This is a genomic window from Fulvimarina fulva (genome assembly GCF_039652615.1).
In the GTDB taxonomy this organism is placed as follows: Bacteria; Pseudomonadota; Alphaproteobacteria; order Rhizobiales; family Rhizobiaceae; genus Fulvimarina.
In genome coordinates this window covers 325,831-350,023 of sequence record NZ_JBDJAC010000002.1, presented here as the reverse complement: position 1 = coordinate 350,023, position 24,193 = coordinate 325,831, and the positions used below count along the sequence as shown (strand labels likewise).

Below are 24,193 nucleotides of genomic sequence, written 5' to 3'. Positions count from 1 at the left end.
AATCATTCTTTTTCATGCGAAACCAGCGCGGCGAGAGTGCCCGCCGCGCCTTTGGAATTTTAGTCCCCGGTCGGCTGCGTCCCGAAAGGATTGGTGCTCGGGAATTTCTTGATCTCGCCCGACTTAAGCCGCGACCAGTAGGAATTGAGTTCCCTCTTGACGATGGGCATCAGCACGTAGAGCGCGGCGATGTTGACGACTGCCATGGCGAAGATCGCCGCGTCGGAGAAATCGATCACGGGCCCGAGGCTTGCCGCCGCACCGATGATGACGAAGAGGCAGAAGATCACCTTGAACGTAATCTCCTTCGCCTTGCCCTCGCCGAAGAGGTAGGTCCAGGCCTTGAGGCCGTAATAGGACCAGGACAGCATGGTCGAGAAGGCGAAGAGGATGACCGCCACCGCGAGCACGACGGGGAACCAGGAGAACGCCGTCGCGAAGGCCGCCGAGGTAAGCGCAACGCCCGAGACGTCGCCGACCGTCCGGATGGTCGTCCCGTCCTCGTTCAGGAGGAACATCCCGTTTGGATCGGTGATCAGCTGGTCGGAAATGATGATCACGAGGGCGGTCATCGTGCAGATGACGACCGTATCGATGAACGGTTCGAGCAGCGAGACGCAGCCCTCGGTGATCGGCTCCTTCGTCTTCACGGCCGAGTGGGCGATCGCAGCAGAGCCGACGCCCGCTTCGTTCGAGAAGGCCGCGCGGCGGAAGCCCTGGATGAGAGCGCCGACGAACCCGCCGGCAACGCCAAGTCCCGTGAAGGCGCCCTCGAAGATGCGGACGAAAGCAATGCCGATCTGATCGAAATTGGCGATGATGATGACCAGTGCCGAGACCACGTAGAGAACGCCCATGAACGGCACGACCTTTTCCGTGACACGGGCAATCGACTTGATGCCGCCGACGATGACCGCGAAGACGATCATGGCGAAGATGACGCCGGTGATCCAGCCGGGATAATCGCCGAAGATATTGGCCAGCTGGGCGTGGGCTTGGTTGGCCTGGAACATGTTGCCGCCGCCGAACGAGCCGAGGATGCAGAAGATGGCGAACAGGACGGCCATGAACTTGCCGCCGGGGATCCCGCGTTCCTTAAAGCCCTTTTCCATGTAGTACATGGGGCCGCCTGAAACGGAGCCGTCGGCGTACTCGTTGCGGTATTTGACGCCAAGTGTGCACTCGGTGAATTTCGACGCCATGCCCATCAGGCCGGCAAGGATCATCCAGAAGGTCGCGCCCGGACCGCCGATGCCGATGGCAACGGCGACACCGGCGATATTGCCGAGGCCAACCGTGCCCGAGAGCGCGGTGGCGAGGGCCTGGAAATGGCTCACCTCACCGGAATCGTTCGGATCGGAATAGTCTCCCTTCACCAGAAGGATCGCGTGCTTGAACGCGCGGAACTGAATGAAGCCGAAATAGACCGTAAAGATCGTCGCACCGACGACCAGCCAGAGCACGATCCAGGGAAAGCCCGTTCCGGGCAGGTCCGAGAAGATGAAGCTGACGAACCAGCCGGTCGCAACGCTGAAGACGTTGTTGACCACGGCATCGATGCCGCCGCCTTCAGCCGCCTCCTGGGCAAGGGCGGCAGCGCTGGATGCGAGTAGAAAGAGCACGGTGAGAGGTGTCACGAGCCGTCGTGTCATGGTGGACAATTCCTTAAGAGACGATAGTCACGGGCACGCTGGCTGAGGTCGCGAGCTTGACGGAGACGGTGCCGAAGAAGCGCGAGGCGAACCCGCCTTCGGAGCCGCGTGCGACGATGATCTGCTCGGCGTGGTTTTCGACCGCGATGGAGTTGAGGATCTCGGCGGCATCACCGTGCCGCACCCTGCATTCGGCCTTGAACCCGTCGGCGACGACCTGTTTCATCATCGGGTCGAGCACCCGTGATTTCGCGACGTCGATCTCTTCCTCGCGCCGTCTGTGGCGCTGCTCGTTCTCTTCGGCGCTCTGGAACGTGTAGGGCGACCATTCGATCACGTAGACCAGCAAGAGTGTGCAGTCCCCGATGAGCTTGGAGAGCCGCTGGCCGTGGGCCAAGGCTCTCTTGCTTGCGGCGCTGCCGTCGATTCCGATTACCAGTGTCGTCGTCAAGAGAGCTCCTTTCGAAAGGTAAAACTACACGTCTGCTCTCCGGCGGTCATGATGAAGGTGCCGGATTGTCCGTGTGAATGAGCGTCAGGTTTCACTTGCCCGAGTATTGGAAGCGTTTCTCCTGCGTTTCTGAAAGTTGTCGTATTTCTCTTGCGAAGGTCCGATGATCTCCTGCGGCCTTTATTTTGCGTCATTATTCCTGTTGCGGTGCCCATCCGCTGGATCGACCTGGAAAAGAGTGGGTATCTCTTTTCGGTCATATTTTCGTCACACGGATTGGATGCTCAAAATCCAAGCGGGTCAAGCCAGCTAACGACATTTTCAGTCATAATGACCAATTTTTTTGATGAATTCATTCATCGCGCTGATGAAACCCGACGCTGCATCAGCGATGCCCAGGGTTAAAGCGGTGATGAACGCGAATCGATGGCGCGCGCTGTCCGTCGCCCTTTGCGAATGGCTTGGCGGGGCATACATGCGCTGCAGCGCACAAACCTCAAGCAAAGTGAACGACCGTGGCCAACCTGTTGAAGAAATTCGTCCCGAAACGTTTCCGCAAGGAGAAGATCGAGATCCCGACCGTGCGCCTTTCGGGTGCCATCATGGCTTCGGGCGGCGGGATCGGCCGGCAGTCCCTGTCGCTCGCGGGTGTCGCGCCGATGCTGGAGAAGGCGTTCGGGCAAAAGGGTGCGCCGGCCGTGGCCGTGATCGTCAATTCGCCGGGCGGCTCGCCGGTCCAGTCGCGCCTGATCTATCAGCGTATCCGGGACCTTGCGGACGAGAAGAAGAAGAAAGTTCTGGTCTTCGTCGAGGACGTCGCGGCCTCGGGCGGCTACATGATCGCCTGTGCCGGCGACGACATCACCGCCGATCCGTCCTCCATCGTCGGCTCCATCGGCGTGGTGTCCGGCTCGTTCGGCTTCGTCGAGGCGATCTCCAAGCTCGGCATCGAGCGCCGGGTTCACACGGCCGGCAAGAACAAGGTGACGCTCGATCCGTTCCAGCCGGAAAAGCCGGAAGACGTGGAGCGGCTGAAAGCGCTGCAGCTCGACGTGCACGGCACCTTCATCGATCTCGTGAAGAACGCCCGCAAGGAGAAGCTTGTCGAACACGACGATCTTTTCACCGGCCTGTTCTGGTCGGGGAGCCGTGCGCTCGACCTCGGGCTGATCGACCGGCTTGGCGATCTGCATGGTGTGATCCGCGAGCTCTATGGCAAGAATGCCGAGCCCAAGCTTTACACGCCGAAGACCGGTCTGTTCGGGCGAGCCAAGCCCGGTGTCGGGATTTCGATGGGATCACCAACGATTGGACAGGCCATCGGCGCTGGCGCGATCGACCACATCCATGCGCTGGCGGAAGAGCGCGCACTCTGGGGCCGTTACGGACTCTGACGAAAATTTCAGGTTTCAGTGATCGGATGCGGCGTTCGGCGCACCCATATAGATGAAAGAGCGCTTGTCGGCGGTTCGGCAGGCGCGCATACTATCCGATATTCGGAACCCGTCACGTGATCGATCTGATGCCCCAGTTTCTTCTCCTCAGCCTTGTCGGGGCTGCTGCGCTTTACGGCTACAAGCAGATGAAGCGCGATGCGGAGCAACTCTCCGAGCGCAATCGGCGTGCCGAAGCCGAAACCCGCACCGGCGCACAGGGAACGCTGGTGCGCGGGGCGGACGGGGTCTACCGGGTGAAGAAAGACTGACGCTCAACGGCAAGCTCCATCGGCGCCTAACTTTTTGAAGCAGCAACCGCATCCGTCGAGATCCGTTGATCACAATATCAACAATCTCGATTGGATTAAGATCTTGCGTCTCGTCACACTTGTCATCGGCTTCCTGATCCCGCCTTTCGGTGCATGGCGGGCTGTCGGCTTTTCCGGCCATTTCTGGCTCAACGTGGTTTTGACGATGTTCGGCTATTTGCCGGGAAGTGTGCACTCGCTTTATCTGACTTTGACGCGAGAGCCCAAGCATCCGGGCTGAACGGTCAAACTTCGCGTTGCGAGGCCGATGAAGCCGGCTTGCGCGGGCGGGGCCAGCTTGACCATGCGCGCTCCCCCGTGGCAACTCGCGTGATGAACGCGGCGTCGTGACCGTCGCTTGTGAAGCCCGAAGAAAGCCTGCTCTTTATGTCCGATCTGGCCCCCCACATGGACCCGCGCCGCTCCTTTCAGGCGCTGATCCTGACGCTGCACCGCTATTGGGCCGATTACGGCTGCGTCGTGCTCCAGCCTTATGACATGGAAGTGGGGGCTGGCACCTTTCATCCGGCAACCACCCTTCGGGCGCTCGGGCTCAAGCCCTGGAACGCGGCCTATGTCCAGCCGTCCCGCCGCCCGAAAGACGGGCGCTATGGCGAGAATCCGAACCGTCTCCAGCATTACTACCAGTATCAGGTGATCCTGAAGCCGAACCCTTCGAACCTTCAGGAGCTTTATCTTGGCTCCCTGAAGGCGATCGGCATCGATCCGCTACTCCACGATATCCGCTTCGTGGAGGACGACTGGGAAAGCCCGACGCTGGGCGCCTGGGGGCTTGGCTGGGAATGCTGGTGCGATGGCATGGAGGTGTCCCAGTTCACCTATTTCCAGCAGGTCTGCGGTATCGAATGCGCGCCGGTCGCCGGCGAACTGACCTACGGTCTCGAACGCCTCGCGATGTATGTGCAGAACGTCGACAATGTCTACGATCTCAATTTCAACGGCCGTGAGGGCGCGGAAAAGGTCACCTATGGCGATGTGTTCCTGCAGGCCGAGCAGGAATATTCACGCTATAATTTCGAGATGGCCGATACCGAGATCCTTCACCGGCATTTCGACGAGGCCGAGCGCCAGTGCGCCGCGATCCTGAAGGCCGGCGCGCCGACAGAGGCGGGCAACGACAATGTTTCCGAAATGGGGGCTTTGGGCGGGACGGCTTCGCTGCACAAATGCGTGCTCCCGGCCTATGATCAATGCATCAAGGCCTCCCACGCCTTCAACCTGCTCGATGCGCGCGGCGTGATCTCCGTCACCGAGCGCCAGAGCTATATCTTGCGCGTGCGCAACCTTGCGCGTCAGTGCGGCGAGGCGTTCCTCATGACGGACGCGGGTGGGGCGAACCTGAAAGCCGGGGACGCGGCGGCCTGATCCTGTTTTAAGGAGGCCGAACCGAAGGGCGATCCGCAGGCTGACGGGCATCTCAAAGAACCCTGAAAGCGCTCGATCCTCATATTGACTTATCTCGCGCTGCGCAAATGTCTCTCCGATCAACAGGAGCAAGACGTATATGCGCTGGCGCGGACGGAGACAGTCGAGCAATATCGAGGATCGGCGAGGTAGCGGCGGCGGCTTTTCGCCCGGCGGATTCCGGCGAGGCGGTGGCGGCGGGCTGCGCATCCCGGTCAAGTCCGGCGGCGGCCTCGTCGGACTGATCATCGTCGGCGCAATCGCTTGGTTCGTCTTCGGCATCAATCCGATCGCGCTGCTCGGCGGTGATCCGGGCGGGCAGGGCAGCTATCAGACAAGCCAGACAGGCCCGTCAGGCGGCGGCGTTCAGTCGACGCCGGGCGAGACGGACGACTTCGTCGCGACGGTTCTCGCCGATACCGAGGATGTCTGGGGGCGCCGCTTCCAGGAGGCCGGGGAGACCTATCCCGAGCCGACGCTGGTTCTCTTCAACAGCCGCGTCCAGTCCGCCTGCGGAATCGCGGGCGCTGCGACCGGCCCGTTCTACTGCCCGAGTGACCGGAAGCTCTATATCGACCTTTCCTTCTTCGATCAGCTTCAGCAGCAGCTCAACGCGCCGGGCGACTTCGCGCAGGCCTATGTCGTTGCCCATGAGGTGGGCCATCACATCCAGAACCTCACCGGCGTTCTCGGTCAGTTGAACGAGGCCCGGCGCACCTTGCCGCAGGATGAGGCGAACGCGCTGTCGGTGCGTGTCGAGCTGCAGGCCGATTGTTACGCCGGCATCTGGGCGCACGAGACGCGCGCCGCCGGCTTTGTAGAGCCGGGCGATATCGACGAGGCGCTGAATGCCGCCTTCCAGATCGGCGACGACACCCTGCAGCGCCGCAGCCAGGGCACCGTGGTGCCGGACAGCTTTACCCACGGCACTTCGGAGCAGCGGCAGACATGGTTCAAGCGCGGCTATGAGACCGGCGATTTCGGCGCATGCGATACGCTGGAGGGAAGGATATAGGATCGGCTCAATTTAAAAGATCGCCGCGTGACTCGATCATGCCGCGCATCTGGGTTGGTGAGCCACTTTCGTTTGTTCTTCCAGGCTGAAGCTTGCATTCGCCCGAATGCCGTGGTGCAAGGCGGCGCACTCAACGAGATAGACTTCTGATAATGCCCGACCTTCTTCTCGAACTTCGCTCCGAGGAAATTCCTGCCCGCATGCAGCGCAAGGCGGCGGGAGACCTCAAAAAGCTCGTCACCGATGCGCTGGTCGAAGCCGGCCTCACTTATGAGGGCGCGCGGGAATACTGGACGCCGCGCCGGCTGACGCTGGACGTTCGCGGTGTAGATGCGGCCTCGAAGGATGTGAGCGAGGAGCGCAAGGGCCCGCGCACCGATGCGCCGGAAAAGGCGATCCAGGGCTTTTTGCGTGGGGCCGGCCTTTCGTCCATCGAGGAGGCCGAGACGCGTTCGGATCCGAAGAAGGGCGATTTCTACGTCGCGGTCATCAAGAAGCCCGGCCGCCCGGCCGAAGAGATCATCGCGGAGGTGATGCCCGGCATCATCCGCAACTTCCCCTGGCCGAAGTCGATGCGCTGGGGCCCGGCCTCGCGCGAACCGGGCTCGATGCGCTGGGTGCGGCCGCTCCAGTCGATCCTCTGCACCTTCGGTCCTGAGACCGAGGAGCCGGTGGTCGTCGACTTCGAGATTTCCGGCATTCGTTCCTGGAATATGACGGCGGGCCACCGCTTTCATGCGCCCGAGCCATTCACTGTGCGCCGCTTCGACGACTATGTCGACAAGCTGGAAAAGGCCCATGTGATCCTCGATGCCGAGCGCCGGAAGGACATGATCCGCACCGACGCTGAGAACCGCGCCTTCGCGCTGGGACTGGAAGTGGTGCCGGACGAGGCGCTGCTGGAAGAGGTGTCCGGGCTGGTCGAATGGCCGGTCGTGCTGATGGGCACGTTCGACGAGGCCTTCCTCGCGATTCCGCCCGAGGTGATCCAGCTCACCATCAAGGTGAACCAGAAGTGCTTCGTCACGCGGCCGGTCGGTTCCGACAATAAACTCTCCAATCACTTCGTGCTCATCTCGAATATCGAGGCGAGCGATGGGGGCGAGGAGATCGCGCGGGGCAACGGCAAGGTCGTGCGGGCCCGGCTGTCGGACGCGCTCTATTTCTGGGAAACCGATCAGGCCGACCTGCCGGATCTTGAGAGTCTCAAATCCTCGGCGGAAACGTTCAGGCTCGATCTTTCAAAACCGCTCGACCAGCGGATGGCGAAGCTCGATGCGCTCGGTGTGACCTTCCACGCCAAGCTTGGCACGCAAGGGGAGCGCGTGCAGCGCATCGCGGCGCTGGCCGAGGCGATCGCCGGTGAGATTGCGGCGCAGGTCACCGGCAATGGCGTTGCGACCAGCGAAGATGCGTTCGCAGCGGGCGAATTGAGAAGCACGGTGCGCCGTGCGGCGGTGCTCTCCAAGGCCGATCTGCCGACGGAGGCGGTCGGCGAATTTCCCGAGCTTCAGGGCCTGATGGGGCGCTATTACGCAGAGCTTCAGGGCGAGCATCCGTCCGTCCAGGCGGCGATCGAGGAGCATTACAAGCCCCTCGGCCCCGGCGATCAGGTGCCGCGCGATCCGGTCGCGATCTGCGTTGCGCTCGCCGACAAGCTCGACATGCTGGTGGGCTTCTGGGCGATCGACGAGAAGCCGACGGGGAGCAAGGACCCGTATGCGTTGAGGCGCGCGGCGCTGGGCGCGATTCGGATTCTGGTCGAGAACCGGTTGGTGCTGAATTTCGGCAAATTCGACATTCCCGATGATCTCCTCGCCTTCTTCCACGACCGCCTGAAAGTGCAGCTCCGCGACTCCGGTGCGCGCCACGACCTCGTCGATGCTGTCCTCTCTGGCTCCGGCGATCAGGCGAATGACGACCTTCTCGACATCACGCGCCGCGTCGAGGCGCTTGGTGCATTTCTCGGCACCGAAGACGGGCAGAACCTTCTCGCCGGCTATCGGCGTGCGGCCAACATCCTCGCCGCCGAGGAAAAGAAGGGCACGACGATCGGCGCCGAATTCGACGCCGACTGGATCGCTGCGAACGGCGAGCATGAGGAAAAAGTGCTTGCCGGCGCGATCGACCGGGCGGAGATCGAGGTCGCCGAGGCATTGGAGACGCGCGACTACGGGCAGGCGATGGCGGGGCTTTCCAAGCTACGCGCTCCGGTGGACGCCTTCTTCGACAAGGTTCTCGTCAACGCAGAGGACGAAACCGTGCGGGCCAATCGCCTCGCGCTTCTCGCCCGCATTCGTGCGGCCTGCGAGAAGGTCGCCGACTTCTCGAAGATCTCTGGGTAGGGGCGGCACCGCTCCATCCTTAGTTCCGATTTGTCCCGTCGCTCGGCATTTTGCGAGGCATTCCGGACTCTCGTCCGATCGACCATTCATTCGATTTGGATGATGCGCTCTTGAGGCGCGAGGGCATTTGACCGGACCGGAAGCCGCGCTTGACCGTGTTCAGCCCGCGAGGCTGTAATACCGCCGGACGAATGAATTGACCCGTTGGGTCAATCCACGCCCGGCAAACGGCTCAAACGCCGCTCGGGCTGCCGACGACCCATGAAACCGATGGTTTCAAAGGTCCGCCGGTATAAGCGGGCGGAAAGCCGGCACTCGTGCTTTTTCCCATATTCTGCTCGCCGACCCTATGCCGCTTATTTCCGAAGCTTTCGGCGCATGCTCTGTCGCACCTGCCATCGGCTGCGAGCGAATATGCGTCCTGATCGAGCGATCTATTGCGCCCCAACTGCAACAGTGCTGCGCGGCTGCAACAGAAAAGCGTCTTCATAAGATTTCATTGAGGATCGTTTCCTAGACCTTTCCACAAATTGCGCGCGTTAACCACCGCTTAACCAAATCCCTGCGATGGTCATTTCGAACTTGAATGCAGGGGTTTTGGTAACCGATGGCCAAGCATGTCGCGGTACTGATGGGCGGTTTTTCCTCCGAGCGGCCGGTGAGCCTGCGCTCGGGTGAGGCATGCGCGGATGCGCTGGAAGCGGAAGGCTTTCAGGTCTCGCGCGTCGATGTCGATCGGTCGATCGCAGAAACGCTCGCGAACCTGAAGCCGGATGTCGCCTTCAACGCCCTGCACGGGCCTTATGGCGAGGACGGCCGCATCCAGGGCATCCTCGAATATCTTCAGATCCCCTACACCCATTCCGGCGTGACCGCCTCGGCGCTTGCCATGAACAAGCTCCTCGCAAAGACCGTCGCGATGACGGCTGGCGTTCCGGTCGCCAAGGGCAAGGTGATCAAGCGCCAGGACATCTTCGACAAGCACCCCTACAGCCCGCCATACGTGATCAAGCCGATCGCGGAAGGTTCGAGCTTCGGCGTCATCATCGTGCGCGAGAACCAGTCGCATCCGCCGCAATCGCTCTCATCGCCCGAATGGACCTTCGGCGACGACGTGCTCGTCGAGCAGTTCGTGCATGGCCGCGAACTGACCTGCGCCGTGATGGGCGATGTGGCCCTCGATGTCTGCGAGATCACGACGGAGGGTCACGCCTTCTACGATTACGACTCGAAATATTCCGATGGCGGCTCCGTCCACATCGTGCCGGCTGACATCCCTTCCGATGTGGCCCGCAAGGTCCAGGAATGGTCGCTGCTCGCCCATCGCGCCATCGGATGCCGGGGCGTTACGCGTTCCGACTTTAGATATGACGACCGCTTCGGCGCCGGCGGCGAGATCGCCTGGCTCGAAATCAACACGCAGCCCGGCATGACGCCTGTCTCGCTGGTGCCGGACATCGCGGCGAAAGCCGGCCACAGCTTCGGCGAACTGCTGCGCTGGATGGTGGAGGATGCGTCATGCGAGAGGTGAGGCGCTCCTTCAATCCGCTCGGGTCGGCGCAGACACTGGCGCGCCGCTCGGCGGCGGGAATCGAACAGTTCGCGGGTCGGCTCGCCGAATTGCGGCTGCCACGCTTCGGCTTCATCGCCGGCGGTCTCGTAGCTGGTTCGATCACATACGGCATCGTACTCGGCGGTCACACGACGGCGGTCATCGACGGCATCGCGATGCCGCTCGGCTTTTCGATCGAGACGATCGAGGTGTCCGGCAATACCGAGACGTCGGAGATCGATATCCTGCAGGCACTCTGGGGCACCGGCGCGCAGACACTACTGAGCCTCGATCCGGCTCTCGCCCAGGAAAGCATCGAGGCGATGCCCTGGATCGAGCGTGCGTCGGTTTCGAAATACTACCCCAACCGGATCGGCATCGATTTGATCGAACACCGCCCCTATGCCGTCTGGCAGAGCGGTGAGAGCTTCATGATTGTCGATCGGGAAGGCACCCGGATCGTGCCCTTCACGCCGGGTCGTTTCGACATTCTTCCGGTCGTGGTGGGCGAGGGCGCGCCCACGGCCGCAGCGCGAATTCTCGATGAAATGGAAGAGTTTCCCGAGCTTCGCGCAAGCGTGAAAGCCTACGTTCGGGTCGGAGACCGGCGATGGGATCTTGCCCTGAACAATGGGGTCACGATTCGCCTGCCGGAAAATGAGCCGATCGCGGCACTGTCGGAGGTCGCGCGTATGGATCGAGAGCAGAACTTGCTGGGCCGCGACATCCTTGCCGTCGATATGCGCGTGAGCGACCGCATCGTGGTGAAGCTTACGCCGGAGGCGCTGGAGCGCCGCAACGCCGCGCTCAAAGAGCGCACGAAAATCCTCAAGCAGCGGTCGAAGGGCTGAAGGTCATGAGTTTCCTCTTCCGCAAAACATCCGACGTGCCACGCATGAAGCCGTTGTCTTCGCGGCGCACGCAGATCGTCTCCGTGCTCGACATCGGCTCCGAGAAGATGTCCTGCATGATCGGCAAGCTGCGTCCGCGCCCGGAAGGCGAGGTGCTGCGTGATCGAAGCCACACGATCGAGGTGCTCGGCGTCGGCTATCAGCGCTCCCGCGGTGTCAAATCCGGCAACGTCATCGATATCGAGGCCGCAGCGAAAGCGATCCGCGCGACCGTGGACGCCGCCGAGGCTGCGGCCGGTCTTTCCGTCGGCTCGCTCATCGTCTCGCTGACGGCCGGTCGTCTCAAGAGCTATCGCGGCAGCGCGACGCTCAATCCGTTGACGGCAATCACCCAGTCGGATGTCGATTTCGTCGAATCCCAGGCGGCCCGCATTCGCTTCGAGCCGACGCGACTCGCGCTTCACTCCGTGCCCTTCGATCTTGCGATCGACGGCGAGGGCGGTGTCGAGAACCCGGTTGGCATGGCGGCGGGAACGCTCAGCGCCGACATGCATGTTCTGACGGCCGAGGAAGTGCCGCTCCGCAATCTCGAGGCCGCGCTCAACGAGGCGCATATCGAGGTCGAGGCCTTCGTCGCAACGCCGTATGCGAGCGCGCTCGCAACGCTGGTGGAGGACGAGGCCGCCATGGGATCGGCCGCGATCGACATGGGCTCCGGCACGACGACGATCGCGATCTTCCACAACGGCCACTTCGTCTATGCCGATCAGGTGGCCATCGGTGGCAGCCATATCACCATGGACATCGCGCGCGGTCTCTCCATCCATCCGGCCGATGCCGAGCGTCTGAAGGTCGTGAACGCGTCCACGATGCCCCATCTGGCCGATGAGGACGAGATTCTCACCATTCCCTCGCTTGGCGAGGGCGGCAATGACGAAACCGTCACGGTTTCGCGTGGGACCCTTTCGAAGATCGTGCGGCCACGCGTGGAAGAGATCCTCGAACTCGTCCGCGACCGGCTGAACGCCTCCAATCTCGGCCACGTCATCGGCAAGCGCGTCGTGCTGACCGGTGGGGCGAGCCAGCTTTCGGGCCTGCCCGATACGGCCCGGGCCATCCTTCAGCGCAATGTCCGCCTCGGCCGTCCCGTCGGCGTCGCGGGGCTGACGACCGCGCACAAATCGCCTGCGTTTTCAGCGGCCGTCGGCCTCCTGATCTACCCGCAGGTGGTTCATCGCGAGACCGTCGCGACGACATCCATCGCCGCCCGCATGTTCGACCAGTCGACCAGAGCGGGCCGGTTCGGAACCTGGCTGAAACGAAGCATCTGAACACCGCCGGTCTGACCCCTCGCGGCGGACCGGCACCTGAGAAAAGAAACGGCGCGTGCCGCGCGTCGCCCGAGACCAAAAAGCATCATCCGGCCGCGCGGCAAGAACGGCCTCGGAATCTGGAGAGAGGATCAAGGCAATGAGCATCACCCTCAACAAGCCCGACATCACCGAGCTGAAGCCCCGCATCACCGTCTTCGGCGTCGGTGGCGGTGGCTGCAACGCGGTCAACAACATGATCAGCGCTGGGCTCGAGGGCGTCGAATTCGTCATCGCCAACACCGATGCGCAGGCGCTCCGTTCGTCCAAGGCCGAACGCGTGGTTCAGATGGGCGTCGCCGTCACCGAAGGTCTGGGCGCTGGTTCCCAGCCCGAGGTCGGCCGTGCGGCCGCCGAAGAGTCGATCGACGAGATCTGCGATCACCTGCTCGGTTCGCACATGTGCTTCGTCACCGCCGGCATGGGCGGCGGCACGGGCACGGGTGCAGCTCCCGTCGTCGCAAAGGCTGCCCGCGAAAAGGGCATCCTCACCGTCGGCGTCGTCACCAAGCCGTTCCACTTCGAAGGCCAGCGCCGCCTGCGGATCGCCGATCAGGGCATCGAGGATCTTCAGAAGAACGTCGATACCCTCATCGTCATTCCGAACCAGAACCTGTTCCGGATCGCCAACGACAAGACCACCTTCGCCGATGCCTTCGGCATGGCCGATCAGGTGCTCTATTCGGGTGTTGCCTGCATCACCGACCTGATGGTCAAGGAAGGCCTCATCAACCTCGATTTCGCGGACGTGCGTTCCGTGATGCGCGAGATGGGCAAGGCCATGATGGGCACGGGCGAAGCTTCGGGTGAGGGCCGCGCGCTCGCCGCCGCCGAGGCTGCGATCGCCAATCCGCTGCTCGACGAAACCTCGATGAAGGGCGCCAAAGGCCTCCTGATCTCGATCACCGGCGGCCGCGACCTGACGCTGTTCGAAGTGGACGAGGCGGCAACGCGGATCCGCGAAGAGGTGGATTCCGACGCCAACATCATTCTCGGTGCAACCTTCGACGAGAATCTCGAAGGCGTCATCCGGGTCTCGGTCGTCGCGACGGGCATCGACAAGATCGTTGAGGACAAGCCGATGCGCCGGCCCGAGCCCGCCCAGCGTCCGGCCGCAGCAACGCCTTCGGTTCCGGCCAAGCCGGCTCCGGCCTCAGCTCCGGTCGCCGAGAGGAAGCCGGTCGAGGCTCCGGTTGCCGCAGCTCCGGCACCGAAGCCTGCAGCTCCGGCTCCGCAGCCGCGCGCAACGAGCAATGACGACATCGACATGGACGACGACTTCACGGCCGCTCTCGCAGCCGAGATCGCGCAGGTCGCTCCCGAGATGAACCGTCAGGCCGCTCCGGCGCCTCAGGCTCGCATGCCGAAGATCGAGGACTTCCCGCCGGTGCTGAAGACCGAGATCGAGAACCGCGCCGCCCAGGCCGAATACTCGAACGACGACAAGGGACCGATGGGCCTCCTGCGCCGCCTGACGACGGGCCTGTCCCGCCGAGACGATGCCGAGGAGTTCGCAGCGCCCGAACAGCGCAAGGCCGAAGCGCCGAAGCCAGCTGCGCCGCAGCCGGCTCCCCGCCGCCAGGCGACGGAGTCCGCGGCTCGCCCCGCACCTCAGCCGAGGGGCCTCGCGGAGGAGGATCATCTTGAGATCCCCGCCTTCCTGAGGCGTCAGGCGAACTAAACGCTCTGTCTATTGCAGATTGGACACAGGCCCGCTGGTTGTACCGGCGGGCCTTTTCCGTTGTAAGTTATTGTAAATGAATGTTTTCTATTCTGGTTTGGAGCTTTACCGGTAACACGAAGTAAAGAAGCGTGATTTGGCTATCTGGCAACCTCAATCTAGGTAATCATTCACGACATCGGGGTCGGCGCGGCATGGGGGTGCCAAGCCACAGGGTCCCGGATCCGAGGGGAAATCCACCGGCCGTTTCATGGGTCGCCTCAGGCGAGCCGGAAGTGTGGTGGGAAAGGTTGCTTCAAGTGTTGATGTACCAGCAGACGATCGCCGCACATATCAGCTTCAACGGCGTTGGTGTTCACAGCGGCATGCCTGTCTCGTTGAACCTCATTCCCGCGGACGCCGATACCGGAATCATCTTCCGCCGCCGTCTCGACGATGGCGCGGTTCGCGACATCCAGGCAGTTTCGACGAACGCGCCGCTTGGCGATCTCTCCACGATGATCGGCGATGGTGACGGCGTTATGATCGCAACCATCGAGCACCTGATGGCCGCGCTTTACGCAGCTGGCGTCGATAACGCGATCGTCGAGATCGATTCGGGCGAAACCCCGATCATGGACGGTTGCTCTTCGGCCTTCATCTCCGCGATCGACGAAACCGGCCTCGTGAGCCAGCCGGTCAAGCGCCGCTACATCAAGATCCTGAAGACGGTCACGGTCGAGCACAACGGTGCCCGCGCCGAGTATCGCCCGCACAACGCGACGCGTTTCGAGGTGGAGATCGACTTCGAGTGCGACGCGATCGGCAGACAGTCCTATGCGGCCGACCTGACGCCCGAGCGGTTCAAGCGTGATCTCGCCAGGGCCCGCACCTTCGGCTTCATGAAGGATGTGGAGCGCCTCTGGGCCGCTGGCTACGCTCTCGGCTCGTCGCTTGAAAACTCGGTGGTGATCGATGTCGACGGCGGCATCGTCAATCCCGATGGCCTTCGCTACGAAGACGAGTTCGTGCGTCACAAGGCCCTGGACGCCGTGGGCGATCAAGCTTTGGCCGGAGCGCGCATTCTCGGCTGCTACGCGTCCTATCGCGGTGGTCACCGCCTGAACGCGATGGCGCTTCAGGCGCTCCTGGCCGATCCGTCGGCCTATGAGATCGTCGAGCTTCCGGCGCGCCGGACCGATCCGGTCCGTCACGCGCCGCTGGTTGCGGTCGCCGCGCCTGCTTACGGCCCGCAGATGATTTGACTGTCGGATGCGCCTCTGGCGGTCCGATACAGTCGATTTGCATGTCCGCGCAGGGCCACTTCGTCATAAAAACGCCGTCTCACACCGATCAGAAGCGATCGGGGTATTGAGTTTTTCCCGCAAGGATGTGACCGCATTCGAGACAGGGGAAACCGACAGGGGGATGATCAAGGGATGATGACGACGTTCGGCGCGTTTATCCGCAAAGCTTCGCTTACCGTTATCGTCGCTTCGACGGCAGCTCTCTCTTCGGGTTGCATGTCCGATGGCGGCTCCGACGTCGACGTGCTGGCGCTTGCCGCACAGACCGAGCGGCCGGAGGTTCTGTACAATCAGGGACTCGCCAATCTCGAGGGTGGCAATCTGGGAGAAGCCTCTGCGAAGTTCCGGGCGATCGACCGGCAGCATCCCTATACGGATTGGGCGCGCAAGGCGCTCGTCATGGGGGCCTTCACCAGCTATCGGTCCGGTGACTACGAGGAGGCGATCAACGCCACCAAGCGCTATCTGTCGCTCTATCCCGGCACCGAGGACGCAGCTTACGCGCAATATATCATGGGCCTGTCCTACTGGCGGCAGATCCCCGATATCACCCGCGACCAGACGGCGGCCGGACGCACGGCCCAGGCCATGCGCGCGGTGATCGACGATTATCCCGATTCCGAATATGTCGCGGATGCCCAGACCAAACTCCGCATTGCCCGCGATCAGCTCGCCGGCAAGGAGTTGCAGGTTGGGCGGTATTATCAGGAACGCAGCGAATACGTCGCGGCGATCAACCGCTTCAAGAACGTGGTCGAAGTCTATCCGGAGTCCCGTCAGGTCGAGGAAGCGCTGGCGCGCCTGACCGAGACCTATTATGCCATGGGTCTCGTACGCGAGGCGCAGGCCTCCGCTTCGGTTCTCGGCCAGAACTATCCGGACTCCGAATGGTATAAGGATTCATACGCGCTCCTGCAGGGCCGCGGCTGACGCGAAGCCCGCAGGCCCGCAACCCGGCATTATATTCGCGAACCGGCCCGCCCCTTGGCGGGCCGTTTTCGTTCGAAGGATATGCAAGCGACCCGCTTTCACCTATCTAAGGGCCAGCCGGAGCGGATCGAACTCCGCGCCGCCATCGCTCGCCATTTCTTCGCGCCCACCCAAGCCTGGACATGCTCGTTCACCTCGCAATCCGCGATATCGTCCTCATCGAACGGTTGGATCTGTCTCTTACGGAAGGACTTGCCGTCCTGACCGGCGAGACCGGTGCGGGCAAATCGATCATGCTGGATGCACTGTCGCTCGCCCTTGGAGGACGAGGCGACGGCTCGCTCGTTCGTCACGGAACCGAGCGAGGCGAGGTGACTGCGGTCTTCGACCTGCCTGGCGGCCACAAGGTGCGCGAGATTCTCAGCGAGAATGGCTACGAAAACGATGGCGACGTGATCCTGCGACGCATTCAGAACGCCGACGGGCGGACGCGGGTCTTCGTCAACGATCGGCCGGCGAGCGTCGGCCTGATGCGGGAAATCGGCGAAGCACTGGTCGAGATTCACGGACAGCACGCCGACCGTGCCCTCGTCGACGCGGATGCCCATCGCGATCTGCTCGACGCCTTTGGCGGGCTTCAGCCAATGGTTGCCGAGGTGGGCGCTGCGTTCAGTGCCTGGCGACGGGCGAGGACGGAACTCGACCAGCATCTGAAGAAGGTTGAGGAAGCCGCCCGCGAGGCGGACTATCTCCGGGCGAGCGTCGAGGAACTTTCCGAACTTGCGCCGCTGGCGGGCGAAGAGGAAGAGCTCGCCGAACGGCGCGCGATCATGATGAAGTCCGAAAAGATCGCGACAGACGTCAACGACGCCAATGACGAATTGTCGGGCCCGACCTCGCCGATGCCCGCGCTCGTCAACCTTCTGAAGCGCCTCGACCGCAAGCGTGACGACGTGCCGGGCCTCCTCGACGAGGTGATCGATCGTCTGGGCGCGGGCGTCGACGCTCTGTCAGACGCGCAGATGGCGCTCGAAACCGCGATGCGCTCGCTGGAATTCGATCCGCGCGCCCTAGAGCAGGCCGAGGAGCGCCTCTTCGCGCTGCGTGCGGCGAGCCGGAAATTCTCCGTGCCCGTGGACGAACTGCCGGATCTCACCGCGAGAATGGTGGGCGATCTCGCCGAGCTCGATGCCGGCGAAGAGCGGGTCCAGAAGCTCGAAGCGGAAGTGGCCTCGCGCCGCAAGACCTTCGACGAGCTTGCCGCGCGGCTTTCGGAGCGCCGCCGGGAAACGGCCGAAACGCTGACCGAGGCGGTGATGGCGGAACTGCCGGACCTGAAGCTCGAACGCGCGGCCTTCATCGTCAACATCGCCCGGACCGGCGAGAAGGGAAGCGCAAGCGGAATCGACGAGATCGAATTCCACGTGCGCACCAATCCTGGCACGCGCGCCGGACCCATGATGAAGGTCGCCTCCGGCGGCGAGCTCTCACGCTTCCTGCTCGCGCTGAAAGTTGCGCTTGCCGACCGGGGATCTGCTCCGACGCTGGTCTTCGACGAGATCGATACCGGCGTAGGCGGTGCCGTGGCCGATGCGATCGGACGACGCCTCGCAAGGCTTTCCAAGACCGTTCAGGTGCTCGCCGTGACCCATGCGCCGCAGGTCGCGGCACGGGCTGCGACACATCTTCTGATCTCCAAGGCCGATACAGAGGAAGCCGACCGGGTCGCGACGCGGGTCGTCGAGATCAAGAGCGATACCCGGCGCGAAGAGATCGCGCGCATGCTGGCTGGCGAAACGGTGACCGACGAGGCGAGGGCTGCAGCCGCCCAGTTGATTGGACTGGGAGCCTGACATGTCCACGATCCCCGGCAAGCCGATCGTCGTTGCCGGGGCCGGACCTGTCGGCCTGGCGCTTGCCGTAGAGGCTGTCAGGCGGGGCCTGAGCGTTCGGATCGTCGACAAGGACGATGGCCCGACTTCGCCGGACGAGTCGCGCGCGCTGGCAATCATGCCCACGACGCTGGCCGTACTCGAAGCATCCGGTGTGACGCAAAGACTTCTTCAAGAAGGTCAGCCGATTCGCCGTTTTCGCGTCCATTGGAATGGTCGGCCGACGGTCGAAGTGTCGCTCGATGCCGCCGATACCCCGAGGCCGTTCATCCTCTCTCTGCCTCAGGGCCGTACGGAGCGGGCGCTGATCGATTGGCTGTCCGAGCGCGGCGTCACGGTCGAATGGGGTGTTTCGTTGATCGGCTTTGAAGACACGCGGTCTCCGACGGCGATTTTTTCGACCGGCGAGAGGATCGAAGCCCATGCGCTCGCAGGCTGCGACGGCGTGCGTTCGACCGTGCGGCGCCTCCTCGACATCCCTCGGGTGGGCGAGCGCTATGCGACAGAGTTCGCGCTGGCGGATATCCATCTCAAGACTCCGATTGACCCCGATTGCGCTCAGCTTTCCATCGGCGGGGCCAATGGAACACGAGCGCTTCTACCCTTCGCATCCGACTTCGGCCGGTTGATCGGTGTGGTCGATGATCCGCAAACGCTCGTGAACGAGCGCGACGACATCCTCTCGGTCGGATGGATGTCCTCTTTCAAGGTCGCATTCCAGCATGCGGAGCGGATGGCGCGGGGCATGGTGTTTCTCGCTGGCGATGCCGCGCACGAGCATTCGCCGGTGGGCGGACGCGGCATGAATCTCGGCATCTGGGATGCCGCCTGGCTGGCCTTTCTCTTGAGCGAGGGCCGCGCCAGCGAATATGAAATGCGCCGCATGCCGAGCGTCAGGAAGGTGCTTGAACAGACGCGGACGATGACGGACATGATCAGTGCACCGCCGGCCTGGATGGGAGCGGGCTTGCGCTTTGGCCTGCCGGTGGCCTTGCGGCTGCGCATTGTGCGAAAGCGGATTGCAACACGGCTTCTCGCGCTGGACCTGCCGCAGCCGGAATGGCTTTAGACCGAGAGATCATCAAGTCGCGTCCGTGTCGGCTCTGAAGATTGCGGAGTAGTTCTTGCCTCCATAGAAAACGTTGAGGATCACAACGTCTTTCTCGCCAACGGTGTAAAGAATGACGGCCGATTTCTCGAACGGCACCATCCGAATATCTTCGCCAAGATCGGGGCGAGCCACGCCGCCAGAGGGCGCATCGCCGATCTCGCTCAAGTCGATAATCGCTTGTTCCGATAGACGTATCGGCGATGTTTGCATCGATTACCGCGACGCTTTGATCTTTTGCTCGATGCGTTCGAAAGTCTCCTTGATCGGGACCGAAGGGCGAGGATCGGCGAGAGACTTGCGCACCTTTTTCCGTATCTCTTCAAGGCGCTGTTCCCGGCTCGCAGCGTCGTTGCGCCTCCTGCAATCGGTCTGGTGATCAGCCCAAGATAGGGATTTCGATGCTTCGAGACAGCGGAGAGTGACATGTCCACAAAGCCATTCGACTTGAGGCGCGGGTGCGCTATGGACCATTCTTGACGAGCAGAGATCGACGGGAGCAGCGCAACACATGGCCGAAAAACCGGTCGAGAACCTGAGCGAGGCGGAAGCTGCTGCCGAGCTGGAGCGGCTTGCACGCGAAATCGCCGAGAGTGACCGTGCCTATTATGGCGAGGATGCCCCGACGTTGTCAGACGCCGACTACGACGCCTTGCGGCGTCGGAACATGGCGATCGAGGCGCGGTTTCCGGACCTCGTTCGGGATGACACGCCGTCGAAGCGTGTCGGAGTGGCGCCCTCGACGACCTTTGCCAAGGTCCGCCATGCCGTGCCGATGCTGTCCCTCGACAACGCCTTCACCGAGGAGGACGTTGCCGATTTCGCCAAGCGCGTGCGGCGTATGGCAAAGCTCAAGGAAAGCGATCGCCTGGGGATCACGGCCGAGCCGAAGATCGACGGTCTCTCGCTGTCGCTGCGCTATGTGAACGGAGTGCTGGAAACCGCCGCGACGCGGGGTGACGGAACGGTTGGCGAGGATGTGACCGCCAATGCACGGACCCTCGACGACATTCCTGCGCGGATCGAAGACGCCCCGGAAATCTTCGAGGTGCGCGGCGAGGTCTACATGGCCCATGCCGATTTCGCGGCGCTCAACGAGCGGCAGGAAGCGGCGGGCAAGCCGCGCTTTGCCAATCCGCGCAATGCGGCCGCCGGCTCTCTGCGCCAGAAGGATGCGGAGGTGACCCGGTCACGGCCGTTGCGCTTCTTCGCCTATGCCTGGGGGGAGGTGAGCGAGGTGCCAGGCGAGACCCAGACCGAAGTGGTCGCCGCGATCGGCAGGTTCGGCTTTCCCGTCAACGACCTCATGCAGCGCTTCGAGACGATCGACGGTCTGATCGAGCATTACCGCCGCATCGAGGAAAACCGGGCGGGCCTTGGCTACGATATCGACGGTGTCGTCTACAAGGTGGACGACCTTTCGCTGCAGGAAGAACTCGGCTTCGTCTCGCGCTTTCCGCGCTGGGCGATCGCCCACAAGTTCGCCGCCGAACGGGCGACGACGGTTCTCGTCGGCATCGATGTCACCACCGGACGCACGGGCGCGCTCAATCCCATCGCCCGGCTGAAGCCGGTGACGGTCGGCGGTGTGGTTGTCTCCAATGCGACGCTCCACAACGAGGACTATATCGCCGGCATCGATGCCGATGGCGAGACGATCCGCCCAAGCGGGCTCGATATTCGCATCGGCGATACGGTGGTCGTGCAGCGGGCCGGCGACGTCATTCCGCAGATCATCGACGTGGTGGCCGAAAAGCGGCCGGCGGATGCGAAGCCTTACGTCTTTCCCACCCATTGCGCCGTCTGCGGCTCGAACGCCGTGCGCGAGATGAACCCGCGCACCGGTCGCCCCGAATCCAAGCGGCACTGCACAGCGGGGCTGACCTGTCCGGCTCAGGGGCGCGAAGGGCTGAAGCATCTCGTTTCGCGCTCGGCCTTCGACATCGACGGTCTTGGGGACACGCTGGTCGAGGCGATGTTCGATGCGAGGCTGGTCAGGCAGCCGGCGGATATTTTCACTCTCGATTTCGAAAAGACCAAGACGCTGCTCGAGGAGCGGGCGCTGGCGGCCCGCCGCGAACGGGAGGCAGCCGAGGACGAAGCCGCGCGAGCCGAGGGGCGCGAGCCGAAGGCGCGCAGTGATGAGCGCAGCTACGACTATACGAAGACCACGCAGAACCTCTTCGATGCGATCGACGCGCGCCGGACCCTGCCACTTGAACGGTTCATCTTCGGGCTCGGTATTCCGAACATTGGCGAGACCACGGCAAAAGCACTCGCGCGCCATTTCCCGGATGTCGCTTCGCTGATCGAGGGTGTCGACGGGGCGGCGAAAGGCAGGCCGGGTCAGGCTTGGGTGACGCTCTCTTCCCTGAAGGGAATCGGCGACAAGAGCTTCGAGCAGCTTCTCGAACTTGATGAGACGAAGCTGAAGGACGAGGCGTATGATCCGACGCGCGATCCCGCAGCGGGGCTGAACGTCACCCGGCGCAGGAGCCTCAAGGAGCGCTTCGAAGATGCGGCCGGCATCCGCGCGGCGATCCTTGAAGCCAAACGCACGGCGCCGGTTCAATCCTATCTCAATCTCACGACGGACAGCGATATCGGCACGGTCGCGACTGAGGCGCTGATCAACTTCTTCGCCGAGGAGCACAACCGGCAGGCGGTCGACGCGCTTCTGAAGGCCGGCGTCTCGACTACGAACGAGCGGATCGCGATGGCTGAGACGGCGGACGGATCGCCGGTCGCCGGTCTCACCATCGTCTTCACGGGCTCGCTTGAAAAGATGACCCGTGACGGGGCCCAGGAAATGGCCGAGAGCCTTGGGGCCAAAACCTCGGGTTCGGTGTCGAAGAAGACAGATCTCGTGGTTGCGGGGCCCGGTGCAGGCTCGAAACTGAAGAAGGCGAGCGAACTCGGCATCGAGGTCATCGACGAGGCGGGGTGGTTCGAGCGCATCGGACGCACGCCACCCGACTGAGCCTTCAGCCTGTCGTCTTGATACGAAAACGCCGCCAGACCCGATGAGCCGGCGGCGTTTTCGAAGCGTTTGACTGACGCGCTTAGCGACAGATCTGGCGCGGGCCGTGATAGGGCTGGAACGTGCCAGAGCGGGCATCGAAGGACCGATATCGGGCCGCACAATAGCGATACCATTCGCCCGTCCACGGACGCGGGGCGCCATAACCGCGCGATACGGGGCGGGTGCGGTAGACCGGACGGGGCTGGTAATAACGCGGCTGCTGGCTGGCAATCGCAGCGCCCACACCCAGGCCAACGATACCGCCGATCACGGCTGCTGCTGCGGCATTGCCACGATCGCGGTAGTGGCGGCGATGGCCATAACCACGGTGCCCGCGATAGTGCCGACCGCCTCGATAACCGCGATCGCCGCGATAGACACGGTAATAGGGATCAGCCTTCGCGGCGGTGACGCCGATACCGGGGAGGGACATGCCAGCGGGCATCGTTGCCGGCGCAAGCGAAAAGGCGAGAGCCAGCGCCATTATTCTGAAACTGAGGGACTTGAAGAGCGACATCGGATTTCCTCATCCAAAGGGGGACTTCATGAAGCGCCCCTCGATCTGAACATCCGGTGAACGACGTTTCCGGCCGAAGGTTCAATCCGGAGCTTCACTCTTGCGTGTGGTGCCCGTTTCCCAAGTTTTGCGGCTTCGGTCTATCGCGCGTGGCGGAGTACCATTTCTTTTCGTCTATCTCACGCTGGACTGAACGCGGCGGGACGCAATGTTGTTCTTGCCGGATCGATACATGTGAATGCGACGAGCTCAGGGGATTGAAAATGCGATTAGTGCGATATGGTGAAATGGGCGCGGAAAAGCCTGGGCTCATTGACGACGAGCAGGTCATGCGCGACCTTTCGGACGAGATCGATGACATTGCGGGCGATGTCCTTTCGCGGCACGGCATGGAGCGGCTGGCGGCGATCAATCCGAAGAGCCTGCCGAAGGTCGACCCGTCCCATCGTCTCGGGTCTCCGGTCGGCCACGTCGGTCACTTTATCGCGATCGGGCTGAACTATGCCGATCACGCGGCGGAGACAGGGGCCGAAAAGCCAAAGGAGCCTCTGGTTTTTTCAAAGGCGCCGTCGTCGATCTGCGGTCCTCACGACAATCTTCCGATCCCGCCGGGGTCCACCAAGCTGGACTGGGAGGTGGAGCTTGCCATCGTCATCGGGGACAAAGCGTACGACATTTCCGAAGCCGAGGCGATGGATCATGTCGCTGGCTTCTGCCTGTGCAATGACATCTCCGAACGGTCCTTCCAGAAAGAGCGGGGCGGCCAGTTCATCAAGGGCAAGAGCTCCCCGTTCACCGGGCCCTTGGGCCCATGGCTGGTGACGCCGGATCGTCTCGGCGATCCGCAAGGTCTTGAACTCTGGCTCAGCGTCAACGGTGAAATCAAGCAGCGCGGCAAGACCAGCGACATGCTGTTCTCATCCGCCTTCATCGTCTCCTACCTCTCGAAGTTCATGGTCCTGGAGCCGGGCGACGTGATCACCACCGGAACGCCCTCGGGCGTGGGTGCGGGCATGGAACCGCCGCAATTTCTGAAAGAGGGCGATATCATCACTCTTGGCGGCAGTCATCTCGGCGAGCAGCGGCAGGTTGTGGTCGCGAGAACGCCCGGCTGAACGGCCTTTGGCGCGCTGGCCGCGTAAAGGTTCGGCCTCCCGGTCGTCATGTGCGGCAGACGACTTTCTGCTCGCCAATGACGATTAATGCGGCATGCAGTGCTGGACATGGGACAGCGCGCTCCTATCCCTTTTCATCAGAACTCGCATGGCCGACCGCATAAGGGTCGGCCGAGATTTCGTATCCTAGACCGGCAATCGGAAGGCATCGCCAATGTCAGACGCGAAAACGTCCGA

20 protein-coding genes are annotated in these 24,193 nt (G+C 62.8%); 16 read left to right on the top strand and 4 right to left on the bottom strand.

Annotation, left to right across the window (positions count from 1 at the left end):
* Window positions 1-59: 59 nt before the first annotated feature.
* Window positions 60-1,652: an alanine/glycine:cation symporter family protein gene (locus ABDX79_RS05175; protein WP_346219188.1), complete on the bottom strand. Its 1,593-nt coding sequence runs from the start codon at window positions 1,650-1,652 to the stop codon at window positions 60-62.
* A gap of 13 nt (window positions 1,653-1,665) precedes the next feature.
* Window positions 1,666-2,103: a universal stress protein gene (locus tag ABDX79_RS05170; protein ID WP_346219187.1), complete on the bottom strand. Its 438-nt coding sequence runs from the start codon at window positions 2,101-2,103 to the stop codon at window positions 1,666-1,668.
* 515 nt (window positions 2,104-2,618) lie between these two features.
* Here ABDX79_RS05170 and ABDX79_RS05165 point away from each other — a divergent pair.
* The 14 genes from ABDX79_RS05165 (at window position 2,619) to ABDX79_RS05100 (ending at window position 19,263) form a co-directional block, all read left to right on the top strand.
* Window positions 2,619-3,497, top strand: coding sequence for a S49 family peptidase (locus tag ABDX79_RS05165; RefSeq protein ID WP_346219186.1), 879 nt, complete (start codon window positions 2,619-2,621; stop codon window positions 3,495-3,497).
* 116 nt (window positions 3,498-3,613) lie between these two features.
* Complete coding sequence (locus ABDX79_RS05160) at window positions 3,614-3,808, top strand: hypothetical protein (protein ID WP_346219185.1); 195 nt, start codon at window positions 3,614-3,616, stop codon at window positions 3,806-3,808.
* 103 nt (window positions 3,809-3,911) lie between these two features.
* On the top strand, window positions 3,912-4,088 hold the full coding sequence (locus ABDX79_RS05155; protein ID WP_346219184.1) for a YqaE/Pmp3 family membrane protein: 177 nt from the start codon (window positions 3,912-3,914) through the stop codon (window positions 4,086-4,088).
* A gap of 146 nt (window positions 4,089-4,234) precedes the next feature.
* Window positions 4,235-5,233: a glycine--tRNA ligase subunit alpha gene (locus ABDX79_RS05150; protein ID WP_346219183.1), complete on the top strand. Its 999-nt coding sequence runs from the start codon at window positions 4,235-4,237 to the stop codon at window positions 5,231-5,233.
* 139 nt (window positions 5,234-5,372) lie between these two features.
* Window positions 5,373-6,287, top strand: coding sequence for a KPN_02809 family neutral zinc metallopeptidase (ypfJ, locus tag ABDX79_RS05145; RefSeq protein ID WP_346219182.1), 915 nt, complete (start codon window positions 5,373-5,375; stop codon window positions 6,285-6,287).
* Between the two features lie 152 nt (window positions 6,288-6,439).
* Window positions 6,440-8,632 (top strand): glycine--tRNA ligase subunit beta, encoded by a 2,193-nt coding sequence (gene glyS, locus ABDX79_RS05140; protein WP_346219181.1) that lies wholly within the window; start codon window positions 6,440-6,442, stop codon window positions 8,630-8,632.
* Between the two features lie 607 nt (window positions 8,633-9,239).
* Window positions 9,240-10,163, top strand: coding sequence for a D-alanine--D-alanine ligase (locus ABDX79_RS05135; RefSeq protein WP_346219180.1), 924 nt, complete (start codon window positions 9,240-9,242; stop codon window positions 10,161-10,163).
* Complete coding sequence (locus ABDX79_RS05130; protein WP_346219179.1) at window positions 10,151-11,035, top strand: cell division protein FtsQ/DivIB; 885 nt, start codon at window positions 10,151-10,153, stop codon at window positions 11,033-11,035. The genes ABDX79_RS05135 and ABDX79_RS05130 overlap by 13 nt, the downstream gene beginning before the upstream one ends.
* A 5-nt stretch (window positions 11,036-11,040) precedes the next feature.
* Complete coding sequence (gene ftsA, locus ABDX79_RS05125) at window positions 11,041-12,366, top strand: cell division protein FtsA (protein ID WP_346219178.1); 1,326 nt, start codon at window positions 11,041-11,043, stop codon at window positions 12,364-12,366.
* A 139-nt stretch (window positions 12,367-12,505) separates the two neighbouring features.
* Window positions 12,506-14,086: a cell division protein FtsZ gene (gene ftsZ, locus ABDX79_RS05120; protein ID WP_346219177.1), complete on the top strand. Its 1,581-nt coding sequence runs from the start codon at window positions 12,506-12,508 to the stop codon at window positions 14,084-14,086.
* 305 nt (window positions 14,087-14,391) lie between these two features.
* Window positions 14,392-15,330 carry a UDP-3-O-acyl-N-acetylglucosamine deacetylase gene (gene lpxC / locus ABDX79_RS05115; protein ID WP_346219176.1) on the top strand — a complete coding sequence of 313 codons (939 nt, stop codon included), beginning with the start codon at window positions 14,392-14,394 and terminating at the stop codon, window positions 15,328-15,330.
* Window positions 15,331-15,504: 174 nt separating this feature from the next.
* A complete protein-coding gene (locus ABDX79_RS05110) occupies window positions 15,505-16,302 on the top strand; it encodes an outer membrane protein assembly factor BamD (RefSeq protein ID WP_346219175.1) in 798 nt (265 codons plus the stop codon).
* Window positions 16,303-16,484: 182 nt separating this feature from the next.
* A complete protein-coding gene (recN, locus tag ABDX79_RS05105) occupies window positions 16,485-18,155 on the top strand; it encodes a DNA repair protein RecN (RefSeq protein ID WP_346219174.1) in 1,671 nt (556 codons plus the stop codon).
* 1 nt (window position 18,156) lies between these two features.
* On the top strand, window positions 18,157-19,263 hold the full coding sequence (locus tag ABDX79_RS05100; RefSeq protein WP_346219173.1) for an FAD-dependent oxidoreductase: 1,107 nt from the start codon (window positions 18,157-18,159) through the stop codon (window positions 19,261-19,263).
* A 12-nt stretch (window positions 19,264-19,275) separates the two neighbouring features.
* On the opposite strand, the gene ABDX79_RS05095 is transcribed toward ABDX79_RS05100, so the two are convergent.
* The gene (locus tag ABDX79_RS05095) at window positions 19,276-19,470 is read right to left on the bottom strand and encodes a type II toxin-antitoxin system RelE/ParE family toxin (protein WP_346219172.1); all 195 of its coding nucleotides are present in this window, start codon (window positions 19,468-19,470) and stop codon (window positions 19,276-19,278) included.
* A gap of 343 nt (window positions 19,471-19,813) precedes the next feature.
* Between ABDX79_RS05095 and ligA the strand changes: the two genes are divergently transcribed.
* Window positions 19,814-22,282, top strand: coding sequence for an NAD-dependent DNA ligase LigA (gene ligA / locus ABDX79_RS05090; RefSeq protein ID WP_346219171.1), 2,469 nt, complete (start codon window positions 19,814-19,816; stop codon window positions 22,280-22,282).
* 82 nt (window positions 22,283-22,364) lie between these two features.
* Here ligA and ABDX79_RS05085 read toward each other — a convergent pair whose 3' ends face one another.
* Window positions 22,365-22,841: a BA14K family protein gene (locus ABDX79_RS05085; protein ID WP_346219170.1), complete on the bottom strand. Its 477-nt coding sequence runs from the start codon at window positions 22,839-22,841 to the stop codon at window positions 22,365-22,367.
* Window positions 22,842-23,104: 263 nt separating this feature from the next.
* Here ABDX79_RS05085 and ABDX79_RS05080 point away from each other — a divergent pair, with 263 nt between their 5' ends.
* Window positions 23,105-23,956, top strand: coding sequence for a fumarylacetoacetate hydrolase family protein (locus ABDX79_RS05080; protein WP_346219169.1), 852 nt, complete (start codon window positions 23,105-23,107; stop codon window positions 23,954-23,956).
* Window positions 23,957-24,193 lie beyond the last annotated feature (237 nt).